Origin of the sequence: Massilia norwichensis (assembly GCF_024753245.1) — a bacterium.
In the GTDB taxonomy this organism is placed as follows: domain Bacteria; phylum Pseudomonadota; class Gammaproteobacteria; order Burkholderiales; family Burkholderiaceae_D; genus Telluria; species Telluria norwichensis.
This window is the reverse complement of the sequence record NZ_JANUGX010000033.1, coordinates 1-16,957: the sequence shown is the minus strand read 5'-3', so window position 1 is coordinate 16,957 and position 16,957 is coordinate 1. Positions and strand designations below refer to the sequence as shown.

The 16,957-nt window shown below is 62.9% G+C and carries 12 protein-coding genes; 7 read left to right on the top strand and 5 right to left on the bottom strand.

Features of this window, described 5'->3' with window-relative positions; all coding sequences use genetic code 11:
• Positions 1-116: 116 nt before the first annotated feature.
• Positions 117-3,884, bottom strand: a complete 3,768-nt coding sequence (gene metH / locus NX782_RS22145) for a methionine synthase (RefSeq protein ID WP_258847660.1) — start codon at positions 3,882-3,884, stop codon at positions 117-119.
• A 331-nt stretch (positions 3,885-4,215) separates the two neighbouring features.
• Here metH and NX782_RS22140 point away from each other — a divergent pair, with 331 nt between their 5' ends.
• Complete coding sequence (locus tag NX782_RS22140; RefSeq protein WP_258847659.1) at positions 4,216-4,446, top strand: BrnA antitoxin family protein; 231 nt, start codon at positions 4,216-4,218, stop codon at positions 4,444-4,446.
• A 75-nt stretch (positions 4,447-4,521) separates the two neighbouring features.
• Here NX782_RS22140 and fmt read toward each other — a convergent pair whose 3' ends face one another.
• Positions 4,522-5,469: a methionyl-tRNA formyltransferase gene (gene fmt / locus NX782_RS22135; RefSeq protein ID WP_258847658.1), complete on the bottom strand. Its 948-nt coding sequence runs from the start codon at positions 5,467-5,469 to the stop codon at positions 4,522-4,524.
• Positions 5,470-5,480: 11 nt separating this feature from the next.
• Complete coding sequence (def, locus tag NX782_RS22130; protein WP_258847657.1) at positions 5,481-6,017, bottom strand: peptide deformylase; 537 nt, start codon at positions 6,015-6,017, stop codon at positions 5,481-5,483.
• Positions 6,018-6,282: 265 nt separating this feature from the next.
• Here def and NX782_RS22125 point away from each other — a divergent pair, with 265 nt between their 5' ends.
• The 5 genes from NX782_RS22125 (at position 6,283) to NX782_RS22105 (ending at position 14,047) form a co-directional block, all read left to right on the top strand.
• Positions 6,283-7,416 carry a LysM peptidoglycan-binding domain-containing protein gene (locus tag NX782_RS22125; protein ID WP_258847656.1) on the top strand — a complete coding sequence of 378 codons (1,134 nt, stop codon included), beginning with the start codon at positions 6,283-6,285 and terminating at the stop codon, positions 7,414-7,416.
• Positions 7,417-7,486: 70 nt separating this feature from the next.
• Positions 7,487-8,599 (top strand): DNA-processing protein DprA, encoded by a 1,113-nt coding sequence (dprA, locus tag NX782_RS22120; protein ID WP_258847655.1) that lies wholly within the window; start codon positions 7,487-7,489, stop codon positions 8,597-8,599.
• A 107-nt stretch (positions 8,600-8,706) separates the two neighbouring features.
• The gene (locus NX782_RS22115) at positions 8,707-9,177 is read left to right on the top strand and encodes a Smg family protein (RefSeq protein ID WP_258847654.1); all 471 of its coding nucleotides are present in this window, start codon (positions 8,707-8,709) and stop codon (positions 9,175-9,177) included.
• Between the two features lie 274 nt (positions 9,178-9,451).
• Positions 9,452-12,145 carry a DNA topoisomerase III gene (locus NX782_RS22110; RefSeq protein ID WP_258847653.1) on the top strand — a complete coding sequence of 898 codons (2,694 nt, stop codon included), beginning with the start codon at positions 9,452-9,454 and terminating at the stop codon, positions 12,143-12,145.
• 207 nt (positions 12,146-12,352) lie between these two features.
• Positions 12,353-14,047: a methyl-accepting chemotaxis protein gene (locus NX782_RS22105; protein ID WP_258847652.1), complete on the top strand. Its 1,695-nt coding sequence runs from the start codon at positions 12,353-12,355 to the stop codon at positions 14,045-14,047.
• Positions 14,048-14,142: 95 nt separating this feature from the next.
• Here NX782_RS22105 and NX782_RS22100 read toward each other — a convergent pair whose 3' ends face one another.
• On the bottom strand, positions 14,143-14,523 hold the full coding sequence (locus NX782_RS22100) for a DUF4440 domain-containing protein (protein ID WP_258847651.1): 381 nt from the start codon (positions 14,521-14,523) through the stop codon (positions 14,143-14,145).
• The gene (locus tag NX782_RS22095) at positions 14,520-15,902 is read right to left on the bottom strand and encodes an MFS transporter (protein WP_258847650.1); all 1,383 of its coding nucleotides are present in this window, start codon (positions 15,900-15,902) and stop codon (positions 14,520-14,522) included. Before NX782_RS22095 ends, NX782_RS22100 begins: the two co-directional genes overlap by 4 nt.
• Positions 15,903-16,012: 110 nt before the next feature.
• Between NX782_RS22095 and NX782_RS22090 the strand changes: the two genes are divergently transcribed.
• The gene (locus NX782_RS22090) at positions 16,013-16,897 is read left to right on the top strand and encodes a LysR substrate-binding domain-containing protein (protein WP_258847649.1); all 885 of its coding nucleotides are present in this window, start codon (positions 16,013-16,015) and stop codon (positions 16,895-16,897) included.
• The last annotated feature ends 60 nt before the right edge of the window (positions 16,898-16,957 follow it).

The window sequence follows — 16,957 nt, the reverse complement described above, 5'->3', positions numbered from 1 at the left end:
GCCCGTCGTTCCCGCGAAGGCGGGAACCCAAGTTCTGCGTGATTTATCGAAACGCATACAAACCTGGATTCCCGCCTTCGCGGGAAGTCATTTCGGGCAATGCCCGGAATGACGAATCACAGGTTCGGCGCCAGCCAGCGCTCCAGATCCTCTTTGCTGACGCCACGCCGCGCCGCCATGTCATCCACCTGATCCTGGCCGATCTTCCCGACCACGAAGTACTTCGATTCCGGGTGCGAGAAGTAGAAACCCGACACCGCCGCGCCCGGGTACATCGCGAAGGATTCGGTCAGTTCCATGCCGATCTCTTCGGCCTGCAGGGTCTTGAACAGCTCGGCCTTGACCGTATGCTCCGGGCAGGCCGGGTAGCCCGGCGCCGGACGGATGCCCACATACGCTTCCTTGATCAACTGCTCGTTGCTCAGGTCTTCCAGCGGCTCGTAGCCCCACAGGTCGGTACGCACGCGCTCGTGCATGTACTCGGCAAAGGCTTCGGCCAGGCGGTCGGCCAGGGCCTTGACCATGATCGACGAGTAGTCGTCGCCCTCGGCCTCGAAGCGCTTCTCGATCTTCTCGGCGCCCAGGCCGGCGGTCACCGCGAACATGCCGATGTAGTCGGCGATGCCCGAGGATTTCGGCGCGATGAAATCGGACAGGCACTGGTTCGGCCGCTGCACGCCGTCGACCACCGGCTTGACGCCCTGCTGGCGCAGGCCGTACCAGGTGAAGGCGACTTCGCTGCGCGATTCGTCCGTGTAGACTTCGATGTCGTCGTCGTTGACGGTATTGGCCGGCAGCAGCGCGACCGCGCCGTTGGCCGTCAGCCAGCGGCCGTCGACGATCTTCTTCAGCATCGCCTGGCCTTCCTCGAACACTTTACGTGCTGCTTCGCCGACGATCTCGTCACCGAGGATGGCCGGGTAGGGACCGGCCAGGTCCCAGGTCTGGAAGAAGGGACCCCAGTCGATGTAGCGTGCCAGCGTGGCCAGGTCGACGTTCTTGAAGACGCGGCGGCCGATGAACTTCGGCTTCACCGGCGCGTAGTCCAGCTGGGCCTTGTTGGCGCGCGCCTGTTCCAGGCTCACCATCGGCAGCGCCTTCTTGTTGGCGTGCTGCTCGCGGATGCGCTCGTAGTCCTCGGCCAGTTCGGCCACCCAGGCGTCGCGCGTATCCGCGGTGACCAGGGCCTGGCCCACCGACACCGAGCGCGAAGCATCCGGCACGTACACCACCGGACCGTCGTAATGCGGCGCGATCTTGACCGCGGTGTGGGCGCGGCTGGTGGTGGCGCCGCCGATCAAGAGCGGGGTCTGGCGCTCGCGGAACCAGGGGTCGCGCTGCATTTCGCGCGCCACGTAGGCCATCTCTTCCAGCGAAGGCGTGATCAGGCCGGACAGGCCGATGATGTCCGCATTCTCTTCCTTGGCCTTGGCCAGGATTTCGGCGGCGGGCACCATCACGCCCATGTTGACGATCTCGAAGTTATTACATTGCAGGACCACCGAGACGATGTTCTTGCCGATGTCGTGCACGTCGCCCTTGACGGTGGCGATCACCATCTTGCCCTTCGGTTTCGCGACGATGCCGGTACGCGCTTCCTCTTCCGCCTTTTCCGCTTCGATGAAGGGGATCAGGTGGGCCACGGCCTGCTTCATCACACGCGCCGATTTGACCACCTGCGGCAGGAACATCTTGCCCTGGCCGAAGAGGTCGCCGACGATGTTCATGCCGTCCATCAGCGGGCCTTCGATCACCTGGATCGGGCGGCCGCCTTCGCTAGCGATCTGCGCGCGCGCTTCCTCGGTATCCTCGACGATCCATTGCGTGATGCCGTGCACCAGCGCGTGCGCCAGGCGCTTGCCGACCGGGGCCTCGCGCCATTCCAGGTTGGCTTCCTGCTTGTTGCCGCCGGCCTTCAGTGTGCCGGCGAACTCGATCATGCGCTCGGTGGCGTCCTTGCGGCGGTTCAGCACCACGTCTTCGACGCGCTCGCGCAGCTCCGGCGACAGGTCGTCGTACACGCCGATCATGCCGGCGTTGACGATGCCCATGGTCATGCCGGCCTTGATGGCGTGGTACAGGAACACGGTGTGGATGGCTTCGCGCGCCGGGTCGTTGCCGCGGAAGGAGAAGGAGACGTTCGACACGCCGCCCGACACCTTCGCGTGCGGCAGGTTCTCGCGGATCCAGCGCGTGGCGTTGATGAAGTCGACCGCGTAGTTGTCGTGCTCTTCGATGCCGGTGGCGATCGCGAAGATGTTCGGGTCGAAGATGATGTCTTCCGGCGGGAAGCCGACCTGCTCGGTCAGCACTTGATAAGCGCGGCTGCAGATCTCGGTCTTGCGCTCGAAGGTGTCGGCCTGGCCCTGCTCGTCGAAGGCCATGACGATGACCGCGGCGCCGTAGCGGCGGCACAGCTTGGCCTGGCGGATGAATTCCGCTTCGCCTTCCTTCATCGAGATCGAGTTGACGATGGCCTTGCCCTGCACGCACTTCAGACCGGCCTCGATCACGCTCCACTTCGAGGAGTCGATCATGATCGGCACGCGCGAGATGTCCGGTTCGGACGCGATCAGGTTCAGGAAGCGCGTCATGGCCGCCTGCGAATCCAGCATCGCCTCGTCCATGTTGATGTCGATGACCTGGGCGCCGTTCTCGACCTGCTGGCGCGCCACGGACAGGGCCTCGTCGAACTGCTCGTTCAGGATCATGCGCGCGAAGGCCTTCGAGCCGGTCACGTTGGTGCGCTCGCCGACGTTCACGAACAGCGAGCTGTCGTCGACGGTGAAGGGCTCCAGGCCCGACAGGCGCAGCGCGACCGACACCTCCGGCACGGCGCGCGGCGTGGCCTTGGCCATGGCGTCGGCAATCGCCTTGATGTGTTCCGGCGTGGTGCCGCAGCAGCCGCCCGCGACGTTGATGAAGCCGGCTTCCGCGAACTCCTTCAGCAGGGCGGACGTATCGGCCGGCAGTTCGTCGAAGCCGGTGTCGCTCATCGGGTTGGGCAGGCCGGCGTTCGGGTAGATGCAGACATAGGTGTCGGCGATGTTCGAGAGCTCCTGCGCATACGGGCGCATCAGGGCCGCGCCGAGTGCGCAGTTCAGGCCGATGGTGATCGGCTTCGCATGGCGCACCGAGTTCCAGAAGGCGGGCACGGTCTGGCCCGACAGGATGCGGCCGGAAGCGTCGGTGACGGTCCCGGAAATCATCAGCGGCAGGCGCGGCGTTTCAGGATGCTCGTCGAAGTACTGGTCGATCGCGAACAGCGCGGCCTTGCAGTTCAGGGTGTCGAAGATGGTCTCGACCAGCAGCAGGTCGACGCCGCCGTCGACCAGGCCGCGCAGCTGCTCGTAATAAGAAGCGACCAGCTGGTCGAAGGTGACGTTGCGCGCTGCCGGGTCGTTGACGTCTGGCGAAATCGAGGCGGTCTTTGGAGTCGGGCCCAGGGCGCCCGCGGCGAAACGCGGCTTGTCCGGCGTCGAGTACTTGGCGCAGGCGGCGCGCGCCAGTTTGGCGGCTTCCACGTTCATCTCGTAGACCAGGTGCGCCATGTGGTAGTCGTCCTGGGCGATGCTGGTGGCGCCGAAGGTGTTGGTCTCGATCAGGTCGGCGCCGGCGGCGAGGTAGCGCTCGTGGATCTCCTGGATGATCTGCGGCTGCGTCAGGTTCAGCAGCTCGTTGTTCCCTTTGACGAACAGCTCACGTGCTCCACTGCCTTCGGGGGCGGCAAAGCCGGCGAAACGCTCGCCGCGGTAGGCGGCTTCGTCGAGCTTGTACTGCTGGATGATCGTGCCCATCGCGCCATCGAGGATCATGATCCGGCGCGCGAGAATCTCGCGCAGCTGGGCGTCGGCAGGGGAGTAGGCGTGGGCAGCGGTGGTCATCGTGGTTTTTCCAGGGCGGATTTTTTTGAGGCGGGTCTAAGATTATACCTTTACTAGCAGAGTTTGTTCCGCTGTCAAGCGGCAGCTGCCAAGCAGGTCAAGGCACGCGTAAAACGCTGGTAAAAAAACATCTACCGTAAAGACGTTTGTAACGCACTGTATCAAACGCGAGATTGTTACAGTGCGATACAAAACGAGGGCAAATAGCAATTTCCCGGATACATACACAGACGACAATTAATTCCATGGAGCCGCCGCTGGCGCGGTACCTAATCCAAATCGAACGGAATGTGCGGACCCGTCGTCCGCCGCCTCAATGGGAAGAATTGTAATGAACAAAGAATACGTGCCTGAGTGGGACCAGCCGGCAGCCCGCACTGAAGAAAGCACTGTGAACAAGAACGCCGTGAGCGGCGTGAAGCAGATCGTGACCATCCGTCTGGACGTCGACATGCTGGAATGGTTCAAGTCGGCAGGTCCGGGCTACCAGACCCGCATCAACCAGGTTCTGCGCGAATACATGGAAGCGAATCGCGTGCGTGCTCAGGTAGAGCAGCACTAAGCGAGCAGCACTAAGCGAGGATCACCAAGCGAAAAAAAGGGGGCTATCAAGCCCCCTTCGTTTTTTGTTCGACGCTTATTCGAACGAGAGTCCGTCGAGCGGGAATCCCTTCAGGAATTCCCCAGCCGCCAGGCGCTTGCCGCCCGGTTTCTGCAGCTCCGTCAGGCGCAGCGCGCCTTCCCCGCAAGCCACCACGACCCCCTGGGCATCGGCGGACAAGACCTGGCCGGGCTGGCCCGCGCCAGTCACCGCCTGCGCATTCCAGAATTTCACGACGATGCCACCCGCCTGCGCATGCGCACCCGGGAAGGGATTGAAGGCCCGCACCTTGCGCGCCAGTTCGAGGGCAGGGCGGCGCAAATCCAGCTTCGCCTCTTCCTTGCTGATCTTGGCGGCATAGGTCACGCCTTCTTCCGGCTGCGGCTCGGCCGTCAGGCCGCCGTCCGCCATCCGCTGCAGGGCCTCGACGATCATGCGGCCGCCCATCGCGGCCAGCTTGTCGTGCAGGCTGCCGGTGGTGTCCGTGTCCAGGATGGGCAGGCGCTCCATCAGCAGCATCGGGCCGGTATCGAGGCCTTCTTCCATCTCCATGATGGTCACGCCGGTTTCCTGGTCGCCGGACTCGATCGCGCGGTGGATCGGTGCGGCGCCGCGCCAGCGCGGCAGCAGCGAACCGTGGATATTGATGCAGGGTTTGATGTCCAGGGTCGAGCGCGGCAGGATCAGGCCGTAGGCCGCCACCACCATCACGTCGTAATCCGTGGCCAGCAGGCGCTCGTGGGCAGCTTTCGCTTCCTCGGCACGTTGGGGATCCCTGGCATCCATGCGTAAAGAGAGGGGCTGGAGCACCTCGATGCCGTGCGCCAGCGCGACCTGTTTCACGCTTGATGCTTGCAACTGCATGCCGCGCCCGGCCGGACGGTCCGGCTGGGTCAGCACCAGCGGGACAGCGAAACCGGCATCGATCAGCGAGCGCAGGGCGACAGCGGCAAACTCCGGCGTGCCGGCAAACACGACCTTCATGCGCGCCGCCATCAACGACGACCGGCCGCGCGTGGCCCGCTGTTCTGCTGGGCGCGCTCTTCTTTCAGGAGCTTGGTCTTGATGCGGTTGCGCTTGAGCGGCGACAGGTATTCGACGAAGACCTTGCCCATCAGGTGATCCATCTCGTGCTGGATGCAGACCGCCAGCAGGCCGTCGCATTCCATCTCGAACGGCTTGTTGTGCTGGTCGACCGCCTTGACCTTGACGCGGGCCGGACGCTCGACGCCGTCGTAGATGCCGGGCACCGACAGGCAACCCTCGTCATACACCTGCTTTTCCGGGCTCGACCAGGTGATCTCCGGATTGACGAAGACCAGCAGCTGGTCGTGGGTCTCGGTGACGTCGATGACGATCACGCGCTCGTGCACGTCGACCTGGGTGGCTGCCAGGCCCACGCCGGGGGCGTCGTACATGGTCTCGGCCATGTCCTCGACCAGTTTTTGCAGGCGCGCGCCGAATTCGGTCACCGGTTGGGCGACTTTGTGCAGGCGCGGGTCGGGATAGCGGAGGATGTTCAGTAAGGCCATGGTTCTCTGTTTGCTCTGTTTATTCTGTGGTGATGCGTAGATGGGGGGTAGGTCGTGCCCATTCAAGCCTGTACAATTGTTTCCGCACAGACACAAAAGCAACACGCCGCGCCTGCAGCAGGACGCGGTTGTCTTGCTAGTTCATGGATTTGTGGGCAGAATTTGATTCAGTTCGGCAACCCTTTAGTACAGCAACCTGTGATCCGGCGTGCGGTCAGGGATTGTTTGCCGTGTACGCTCGTAGCCGCACTTTACGGACTCTTTGATGAAAAATTTTAGCACAGGCGCTGCCCGATCGCTCACGGTCTCTACTCGCGCGCTGGCCCTGGCCGCTGCCGTCCTCGCCATCCCTGCGCAGGCCGCACCGGCTGCCGCCAGCCCCAACTGCAGTTTCCGCCCGAATGCGCCTGACCAGCACGTCGTCGTCAAGCGCGATACGCTGTGGGATATTTCCGGCAAGTTTCTCGAGCATCCCTGGTGCTGGCCCGATGTCTGGGGCATGAACCGCGACGAGATCCGCAATCCGCACTGGATCTACCCGGGCCAGATCATCTATTTCGACCGCGCGCACGGCCGCCTGACGCTTACCAGGCCGGGCAGCACGGACCCGGATGCCGGCCTGCCGCCGGTGACGAAGCTGTCGCCCCAGATCCGTACCGAAGAACTGGAGCGCGAGGCCATCCCCGCGATTCCGGCCAGCGCGATCGAGCCCTTCCTGACCCAGCCGCTGGTGGTCGAGCCGCGCGAACTGGAGGCTGCCCCGCGCATCGCCGCCGCGCCGGAAACCCAGGTCTACCTGGCCGAAGGGAACCGCTTCTACGTGCGCGGCGCCTTGCATGGCGCCATCAGTTTCCAGGTCTTCCGGCCGGGCAAGAAGCTGGTCGACCCCGACACCGGCAAGGTGATCGCTCACGAGGCCGCCTATGTCGGCGCCGCCAAACTGGTCAAGGAAGCCGGGCCCGGCGTCGACGTACACACCTTCGTCGTGACCCGCTCGGTGCAGGAAATGGGCATCGGCGACCGCCTGTTGCCGGCCCCGCCCATGCCGGTGCGTAATTATGTACCGCACGCGCCGATCGCGCCGGTCGCCGGCCGCGTGATGGCCATCGCCAGCGAATCGAATTACGCGGCGCAGAACCAGGTCGTGACTGTCAACCGTGGCGCACTTGACGGACTCGATGTCGGCGCCGTCCTGCAGCTCTATCATCTCGGGAAGAAGATCCATGATCCGGGCGGCCCCAAAGGCTTCCTGGGGATCGGCAAGAAGACGATACGGATGCCGGACGAGCAGTATGGCGAACTGTTCATTTTCCGGGTGTTCGGCCATGTCTCGTATGGACTGGTCATGCAAGTGACGTTGCCGGTGCAGGTCGGCGACGTGGCGAAATCACCGGAGTAATCCCGCCGTGCAGCACACGGACTTCCCCCTACAAGCGGCCGCTGCAGACACTTCAGCGGCCGCTGCGTTTTTGAGCGATGCCAGACTGGCGGCCAGGCTGCGCCTGGAGCGCGCCAGCGGCATCGGCCCGCGTACCGTGCGCAAGCTGCTGGATGCCTTCGGCAGCGTCGACGCCATCCTTGACGCCGGCCGTGAGGCGCTCGGCGCCCATATCGGCCCGGCCCAGGTCCGCGCGCTGTGCGCGCCCGCGTCCGCCGAGACGGCACGCCTGCTCGAGGCCACGCTGCGCTGGCGCGAACAGCCGGGCCACCAGGTGTTGGCGCTGGGCGAGCCCGGCTATCCCGAGTTGCTGGCGAACATACCCGATCCGCCATTGCTGCTCTATATAAAAGGGCGCGCGGAATTGCTGGCAAGGCCCATGCTGGCCATGGTCGGCAGCCGCAACGCCAGCACCCAGGGCAAGACGAATGCGCTGGCCTTTGCCGAGGCGCTGTCTGGTGCCGGTTTGTGCATCGTCTCCGGCCTGGCGCTGGGCATCGATGCCGCCGCCCATGAGGGCGCGTTGAAGGCGCAGGGCTCGACGGTCGCCGTGATCGGCACCGGCCCCGACCTCATCTATCCGGCGCGCAACCGCGCGCTGAGCGAACGCATCGCCATCGACGGTTGCATCGTCAGCGAATACCCGGTCGGCACGCCTCCGCTGTCCGGCAATTTCCCGAAACGCAACCGGATCATCAGCGGGCTGGCGGCCGGCGTGCTGGTGGTCGAGGCGGCGGCCCAGTCCGGCTCACTGATCACCGCGCGCCAGGCGGCCGAGCAGGGCAGGGACGTGTTTGCGATTCCCGGTTCGATCCATGCGTCGCTGGCCAAAGGCTGCCACATCCTGATCCGCGAGGGGGCCAAGCTGGTCGATACCGCGGCCGACGTGCTGGAGGCGATGGCCTGGTCGCCGCTGGTGCGCAAGGCGGCGACGGCGGTGCCGGCGCAGCGTTCTGGAAGCAGCGTCCCGGCCGGCACCGAAGCCCTGCTGGCGGCCCTCGGCCATGATCCGGTGGAACCCGATATCTTGCTGGCATCGCTCGCCGTCAGCCCGGCCTTATTGAGCAGCCAATTGCTCGAACTCGAGCTTGTTGGCATGCTGGAACGCCGGCCCGGTGGCAGGGTGCAAAGAGTGGCGAAGTGAGTAGAGAAGCGAATAAGGCCGATAAACAACGCTGATGTTTCTGGAGGGCAGCTGACTTTGTGACGCACTTGTGCCGGGGCGAACTTAGCTGCTACAGTAGCGTCACCATGTTCGACATCCTAGTCTACCTTTACGAGACGTACTACCGTCCCGATGCCTGCCCCGAGCCGGAAGCGCTTGCACGCAAGCTCTCCGCTGTCGGTTTCGACGATATCGAGATTACCGAAGCGCTGGACTGGTTGAATGGCCTCACCGAAATGGCGGGCACCACCAACCCCGCCCTTGAATCCAGCGGCACCCGCTTCTATGTATCGCAGGAACTCGATACCCTCGGCACTTCCGCCGTCGGTTTCATCCAGTTCCTCGAGCTGGCCGGTCTGCTCACCGCCTCGCAGCGCGAGATCGTCATCGAACGCGCGCTGGCGCTGGACGAATCGCCGGTTACGCTGGGCAAGCTGAAGATCATCATCCTGATGCTGTTGTGGAGCCAGGGCAAGGAGCCGGACGCGCTGATGTTCGACGACCTGTTCGGCGCCGAAGATGACGACGAGGATGCGGAACCGCGCCTCTTGCATTAAGCATTGAGATTTTACAAATGTCATGACTAAAACGGGGCTGCGGCCCCGTTTTTTCTTGCAATAAAGCAAGCTGAGGCGTATTTTGCCTCTGCGTACCGCAGGCACAGTCTACTTGCGGAGTGCGATGCAACCCGCTTATCATTTGCCGCACTGCGCCAATTGTTACCAATAAGCTACCAACGGACGGGGCATCGCGGAGCAGCGATCCCGAGCCGTCTGGCCGCCGTCATGTATGATGCGCGAGCCGCGACTATCGAACACATAGAGAAACCATATGACCAAAGCCCTCATCATTGCCGAGAAGCCCTCCGTGGCGAACGACATCGCCAAGGCGCTCGGTGGCTTTACCAAGCACGATGAGTATTTCGAATCCGACGAATACGTCCTGTCGTCCGCGGTGGGCCACCTGCTCGAGATCGCGGTGCCGGAAGAGTACGACGTCAAGCGCGGCAAGTGGAGCTTCACCCACCTGCCGATGATCCCGCCGTACTTCGCGCTGAACCCGATCGCCAAGACCGAATCGCGCCTCAAGGTGCTGAACAAGCTGATCAAGCGCAAAGACGTCACCACCCTGATCAACGCATGCGACGCGGGCCGCGAAGGTGAACTGATCTTCCGCCTGATCGCCCAGAACGCCAAGGCCAAGCAATCGGTCAAGCGCCTGTGGCTGCAATCGATGACGCCGAACGCGATCCGCGACGGCTTCGCCCATCTGCGCAGCGACGAAGAGATGATGCCGCTGGCCGATGCCGCACGCTGCCGCTCCGAAGCCGACTGGCTGATCGGCATCAACGGCACCCGCGCCATGACCGCCTTCAACTCGAAGGAGGGCGGCTTCTTCCTGACCACCGTCGGCCGCGTGCAGACGCCGACCCTGTCGATCGTGGTCGAGCGCGAAGAAAAAATCCGCAAGTTCGTGCCGCGCGACTACTGGGAAGTGCGCGCCGAGTTCGTCTGCGCCGCCGGCGTCTACGAAGGGCGCTGGCTGGACACCAAATTCAAGAAGGACGAGAACGATCCGGAAAAGCGTCCGGAACGCCTGTGGAGCAAGGCCGCGGCCGAGTCCATCGTCGTCGCCTGCGAAGGCAAGCAGGGTATCGTCACCGAGGAATCGAAGCCGACCACCTCGATGGCCCCGGCCCTGTTCGACCTGACCTCGCTGCAGCGCGAAGCCAACGGCCGCTTCGGCTTCTCGGCCAAGAACACCTTGGGCCTGGCCCAGGCGCTGTACGAAAAGCACAAGGTGCTGACCTACCCGCGTACCGATTCGCGCGCGCTGCCGGAAGACTACCTGAACACGGTCAAGCAGACCCTGGAAGTGCTGAAGGGGAACTCGAACTACCACCAGTTCGCCAAGCAGATCCTCGATAAAGGCTGGGTCAAGCCGAACAAGCGCATCTTCGACAACAGCAAGATCTCGGACCACTTCGCGATCATCCCGACCGGCGTGGTGCCGAAGAACCTGTCCGAGCCGGAACAGAAACTGTACGACCTGGTCACGCGCCGCTTCATGGCCGTGTTCTTCCCGGCCGCCGAGTTCCTGGTCACGACCCGCTTCACCGAAGTCTCGGGCCACCAGTTCAAGACCGAAGGCAAGGTCATGACCAACCCGGGTTGGCTGGCCGTGTACGGCAAGGACACCACCGGCGACGACAAGGACGGCGCCAGCCTGGTCCCGGTCGCCAAGGGCGAAAAGGTCCTGGCCGACAAGGTCACGCCGAACGGCCTGGTCACCAAGCCGCCGGCACGCTACAACGAAGCGACGCTGCTGTCGGCCATGGAAGGCGCCGGCAAGCTGGTCGACTCCGACGAACTCCGCGACGCCATGGCCGGCAAGGGTCTGGGCACGCCGGCGACCCGCGCCGCCATCATCGAAGGCTTGCTGACCGAGAAATACCTGCTGCGCGAAGGCCGCGAGCTGATCCCGACCGCCAAGGCCTTCCAGTTGATGACGCTGCTGCGCGGCCTGGGCGTGAACGAACTGACGGCGCCGGAACTGACCGGCGAGTGGGAATACAAGCTGTCGCAGATGGAAAAGGGCCAGATCTCGCGCGAGGAATTCATGCGCGAGATCGCCCAGATGACCCAGATCATCGTCAAGCGTGCCAAGGAATACGACAACGACACGATCCCGGGCGAGTACGCGACCCTGAAGACGCCGTGCCCGAACTGCGCCGGCGTGGTCAAGGAAAACTACCGCCGCTTCGCCTGCACCAAGTGCGATTTCTCGATGAGCAAGGTGCCGGGCGGCCGCCAGTTCGAGATCGAGGAAGTCGAAGAACTGCTGCAGAACCGCACCATCGGCCCGCTGCAGGGCTTCCGCTCGAAGATGGGCCGTCCGTTCGCGGCGGTGCTGCGCATCGTGCGCGACGAGGACATCCACAACTACAAGCTGGAATTCGACTTCGGCCAGGACAAGGACGAGGGCGAGGACGGCGAAGGCGTCGACTTCACCGGCCAGACCGCGCTCGGCCCCTGCCCGAAATGTTTCGGCGGCGTCTACGAGATGCCCCTGGCCTATGTGTGCGAAAACAGCGTGGCCAAGCCCAAGACCTGCGACTTCCGCAGCAGCCGCATCATCCTGCAGCAGGAAATCCTGCCCGAGCAGATGGCCAAGCTGCTGAACGACGGCAAGACCGATCTGCTGCCGGGCTTCGTGTCGCAACGTACGCGTCGTGCCTTCAAGGCTTTCCTCGTGCGCGGCAAGGATGGCAAGATCAGCTTCGAGTTCGAGGAGCGCAAGGCCAAGCCGGGCGCTGCCGCCAAGGGCAAGGCTGCCGCAACTGCCGATGAAGGCGAGGGCGACGTCGCAGTTGCTGCCAAGACCACGGCCCGCAAGGCGCCGGCCAAGGCTGCCGCCAGGACCGCCACCAAGACGGCGGCCACCAAAACCGCTGCCAAGAGCGCGACCAAGACCGTGGCGGCGAAGAAGCCGGCTGCCAAGCGCGCAGCCAGCACGGCAAAATAACGGCATCGAGGGCTTCCTGCCTGACAAAAACCGCGGACCTTTGGTTCGCGGTTTTTTTTCGCCCCTGTGTGCCATGGAGGCCACAGTCGGCATGGTGAGAAGAGCAAGAAATGTAAAGTTTCGAAACAATGTCGTGTATATTTCCAGGTAGCAATTTCACCCCGGATGCAGTTCGCATCGACGCATATTTCCCCTCGCACATTCATCATGAAACTTTCTGATCTGAAAATTGCTAATCGCCTATACCTGGGCTTTGGCGTCGTCGTGGCGCTTCTCATCGTGCTGGTAAGCCTGGCCTACGCCAACTTCACGCGCCTGGGCACGGCGAACGACATGAACATTCACACCTACCAGGTGCTGGGCGAAGTCGACGGTATCCTGATGAGTCTGGGCGACATCGAAACAGGCGAGCGCGGCTTTGCTTTGACCGGCAAGGAACCGTCGCTGGAACCCTATCTGGCTGGCAAGGAAGGCTTTCGCCAGCACCTGGCGTCGGCACGCAAGCTGACTGCCGACAATCCGCGCCAGCAAGCCCGGCTGCAACGCGTGGCCGAGGAGCAGCAGAAATGGATGGACACCGCGATCGAGCCGGTGATCGCACTGCGCCGCAACACCCAGGACAGCGACATGGGGGCTGTCGTCGCTGCCGTACAGGCAGGCAAGGGCAAGCGGGGAATGGATGCCATGCGCAAACTGGTGGCCGAGATCAAGGCCGAGGAATCGAGCCTGATGGGCGAGCGCGCCCAGGCCGTAGCAACGCTGGGCACGACCATGGCACGTACCCTGGTCATTGGCGGCATCGTTGCCGTGCTGCTGGCGCTGGGGGTTGCGATCTGGCTGGCGCGTAACATTACCGATCCTCTCAGGTATGCGGTCAAGCTTGCACAGCGTGTCGCCAAAGGCGATCTCACGGCCCGGGTCGAAGTCCGCTCGAAGGATGAGACCGGCCAGCTGGTCGGGGCGCTCAAGGACATGAACGCCGCGCTGCTGGACATCGTGACCCGCGTGCGCGCCGGCACCGACACCATCGCCACCGCCTCCAGCGAGATCAACGCCGGCAACCAGGACTTGTCCACGCGCACCGAGGAGCAGGCCAGCTCGCTGGAAGAAACCGCCTCGTCGATGGAAGAGCTGACCTCGACCGTGAAGCAGAATGCCGACAACGCGCGCCAGGCCAACCAGCTGGCGGCGACCGCCTCCGAGACCGCCATGCGCGGCGGCGAGGTCGTGGCCCAGGTGGTCGACACCATGGCCGCGATCGACGCTTCGTCGAAGAAGATTGCCGACATCATCGGCGTCATCGACGGCATCGCCTTCCAGACCAATATCCTGGCGCTGAATGCTGCCGTCGAGGCGGCCCGTGCGGGCGAGCAGGGCCGCGGTTTCGCGGTCGTCGCCGGCGAGGTGCGCAGCCTGGCCCAGCGTTCGGCCACCGCTGCCAGGGAGATCAAGGCGCTGATCGGCGACTCGGTCGAGAAGGTCGACACCGGCTCACGCCTGGTGGACCAGGCCGGCAGGACGATGGAAGAAGTGGTCGGCAGTGTCAAGCGTGTGTCCGACATCGTCAGCGAAATCGCCGCCGCCAGCGACGAGCAGCACGCCGGCATCGAGCAAATCAACGAGGCCGTCACCCAGATGGACCAGGTGACCCAGCAAAATGCGGCGCTGGTCGAAGAGGCGGCAGCGGCCGCCGAGTCGATGCAGGACCAGGCGGCCGGGCTGGCCGCGCTGGTGGGCACTTTCCGTACCGGCGATGAGGGCCGTACGGCGGCTGCCCTGGCGCAAGCGCGTCAAGTCAGCGCCTCGCGCGCAGTAGCGCCGGTGCGGGCCGCGCAGCCGGTCCGCAGCGCCAGCACCAGGGTGGAGAAGATGCCGGCCGGCGACGAGTGGGAAACCTTCTGAGCGTTTAGCGATTCAGAAGATAAACCGATAAATCGGCAATACCCATCAGTATTGCCGATAGCGGCGTGTTACGCCCCAGCAGAAACTCAGCAGTTTCAACTGCATGCCCAGGTTTCATGCAGATGACGCCATAGCGGCCCGCCATTCTCCATGACGAACGCAACGGTCGACCACCGCACGGTTGTCCCGGTCTGCGATGAATGCTGGTGTTCACGGTATTTGACCAGTGCGCCGTGAGGCCATTCTTCGAGCAGGATCATGCTGTCGATATGGATAACGAGGCCCGGCCTGCCATGCCGCTGTGCTGTGAACAGCCGGCTCAGCGCCTCATGGTCGAGGCAGTTTCCTGTGGGCGTAATCATCGAAAAGCGAGGGCTGAACCGGCCTAAAACGTCTTGCAGGGCGCCTGTGCCTTTGCCGAGCCAGTTCTCGATTGCCGTGTGCGCGTTCAACACTTCCTTGAAATAAATGTTCATCCTTTTTCCTGTTCAAAGGCGAGACCCAGTTTCACTGAGCTGTTTCTGATAAATATGCTGGCCACGATAGGCACCAGGGTAACGGCAGCTGCGCAATAAAAAGTCCAGTGATAAGCCTGCAGCAGCATCGCATGCCTGGAAAACTGATTGAGCAGCATGCCGAGCAGCGCCACGCCAAAACAGAAGCTGAGTTGGCGGTTGATGTTCCAAACAGCGGTAGCGTCCTGTAATGAAGCATTTTTTACGTTAAGGAAGGTGGTGCTTTGCGCGGTGCTGCTGCAAAGGCTGCCGCCGGTTCCCATCAGCGCGAATGCGGCCATCAGGCGGGCGTGTGCATCGCCCTGGCCGACCAGTGTCAGCAGCATGATTCCGGATGCTTGTATAAGACATCCGGCAATGATCAAAGGGCGGGGGCCAAGCCGGCCAAAGCTTCTTCCGCCGAACCAGATGGCGAGGAAAGAACCGCAAGTCCAGGGCAGCATCAGGCTCCCCGCGGCCGTCGGCGACATCGATAGCAAGTCCTGCAGATAAAGCATGCCGATCAAGCTGATGCCGGTGAACATACCCGGTACGCATTGATACACCAGCATGGAAAAACGCATCAGCGGATCCCTGGACAGCCTTATGTCGACAAGGGGAAAAGGATGCAGCTTGCAATGTCGTATGAAAAGGGCCAGGAGAACAAGGGATGTGACGAGACATGCGCCAGCGAGCGTTTCGTTTCCGCCTTCTCCCAGCTTTGCCATGCCGACCAGGGCAAGCGCCAGCGCGCTGCATCCAAGCAGAAGTCCCATATGGTCGAGCGGTTTTGCTTTGGCGTCCGCTTTATCGGCCTGGAGCCAACGGAAAGCGAGTCCCAGCGTGATCGCGGCGGCCGGGAGGCTCGCAAAGAATGTCCAGCGCCATCCGAGCGCCTGGATCAACAATCCACCAATGACGGGCGAGGACGCGGGCGCAATCAGGCCGACCAGCATCACGGCCGATGAGAGTCTGGCCCGTTCATGCTTTTGATAGAGCTGCCAGGCGAGCGCCTGACCCACCGGTATGAGCAAGCCGCCGCCGGCGCCCTGGACCAGCCGCCAGAAAATGAGCGATCCAAGCGAATTCGCCAGACCGCATGCAGCGGTAGCGAATGTAAACAGCGAGAGGGAAAGCAGGATGACGCGGCGCGCACCTGCGCGTTGCGTCAACCATGCGCTGAGCGGAATCACCAGGGTCAGGCCCATGATGTAGCTATTGCTTACCCATGCCAACTCGGCCACGGAGGCATGCAGGCTTTCGCCAATTGCCGGATAAGCGACCCCAGCGATGAACATATTGATCAAGTCGATAAAAAAGCCAAGCAGATAGACAGCGGCCACCTTGCGGCGATAGGACATCAGGTTTCTCCGGATTGCAGGAGACGTAATGTATGCCCGCCGGCCGTTCGAATAAACAGGCGATGGCTTGATATACTGTCAAAATAATTTTGACAAATGGTGGGGAAGCTTTGCTGAACTTGCAGCGGGTTGCCGCGTTCGTCGCGGTTGTGGACGCGAAAAGTTTCACGGCCGCGGCAGGGGCATTGGGCCAGACGAAAGCAGTCGTCAGCTTTAATGTCCGTCAGCTCGAAGCCGAGCTTGGCGTGGCGCTGCTTTTACGTACCACGCGTCGCCTGACGCTGACGGAAGCCGGGGAAAGCTTTTACCGGCGCAGCGTACGGCTCCTGAAAGAAGCGGAAGCGATCGTGGACGATGTTCGCTGCGAACATCGGGGACTGTCGGGAGAGCTGCATATAACCAGCACCTCGGAATATGGCGCTCGTGTGATCGTTCCCGCGTTGGCGGCATTCAGACGCCTCCATCCCGCGCTGAAAGTCCGCCACGTCTCGTCATCGCAGCATGAAGACCTCATTTCGGAACGCTTCGATCTGGCGGTTCGCCTGGGCAGCCTGGCGGATTCCTCTCACCGTGCCGCGCTATTGGCGCGGTTTCGGATACTGCTGGTGGCATCGCCAGGCTGGCTCGAAGACAATCCGATAAGGTCGCCGCAGATGCTGGAACAGGCCGACTGGGGAATTCACACTCGTCTGAACAATCCCTTTCGCTGGCATCTCAGCGGGCCGGGACAGGTGCCGTATGCGCTTGAAATAGCGAAGTCGGCAATGTTCACTTCCGACAGCGCTTCCGCACTGATGGCGTTCGCATTGGAAGGAGGCGGCGTCGCGCTGCTTCCGGAATGGCTCGTGAACTCAGCGGTAAAAAGCGGAAAACTGTGCCATGTATTACCTGAGTTCGAATTTCCGCAACAGGGCATTTATGCGGTTTATCCCGACACCCGGCATGTCCCGGAAAAGGTCCGGGCTTTCATCGACTTTTTACGCAAGCGAATCTAAGAGTGCAGGGCATAAAAAAAGGTTCATCGCGGGTTTCCGGGATGAGGCTGTTGTAAACGC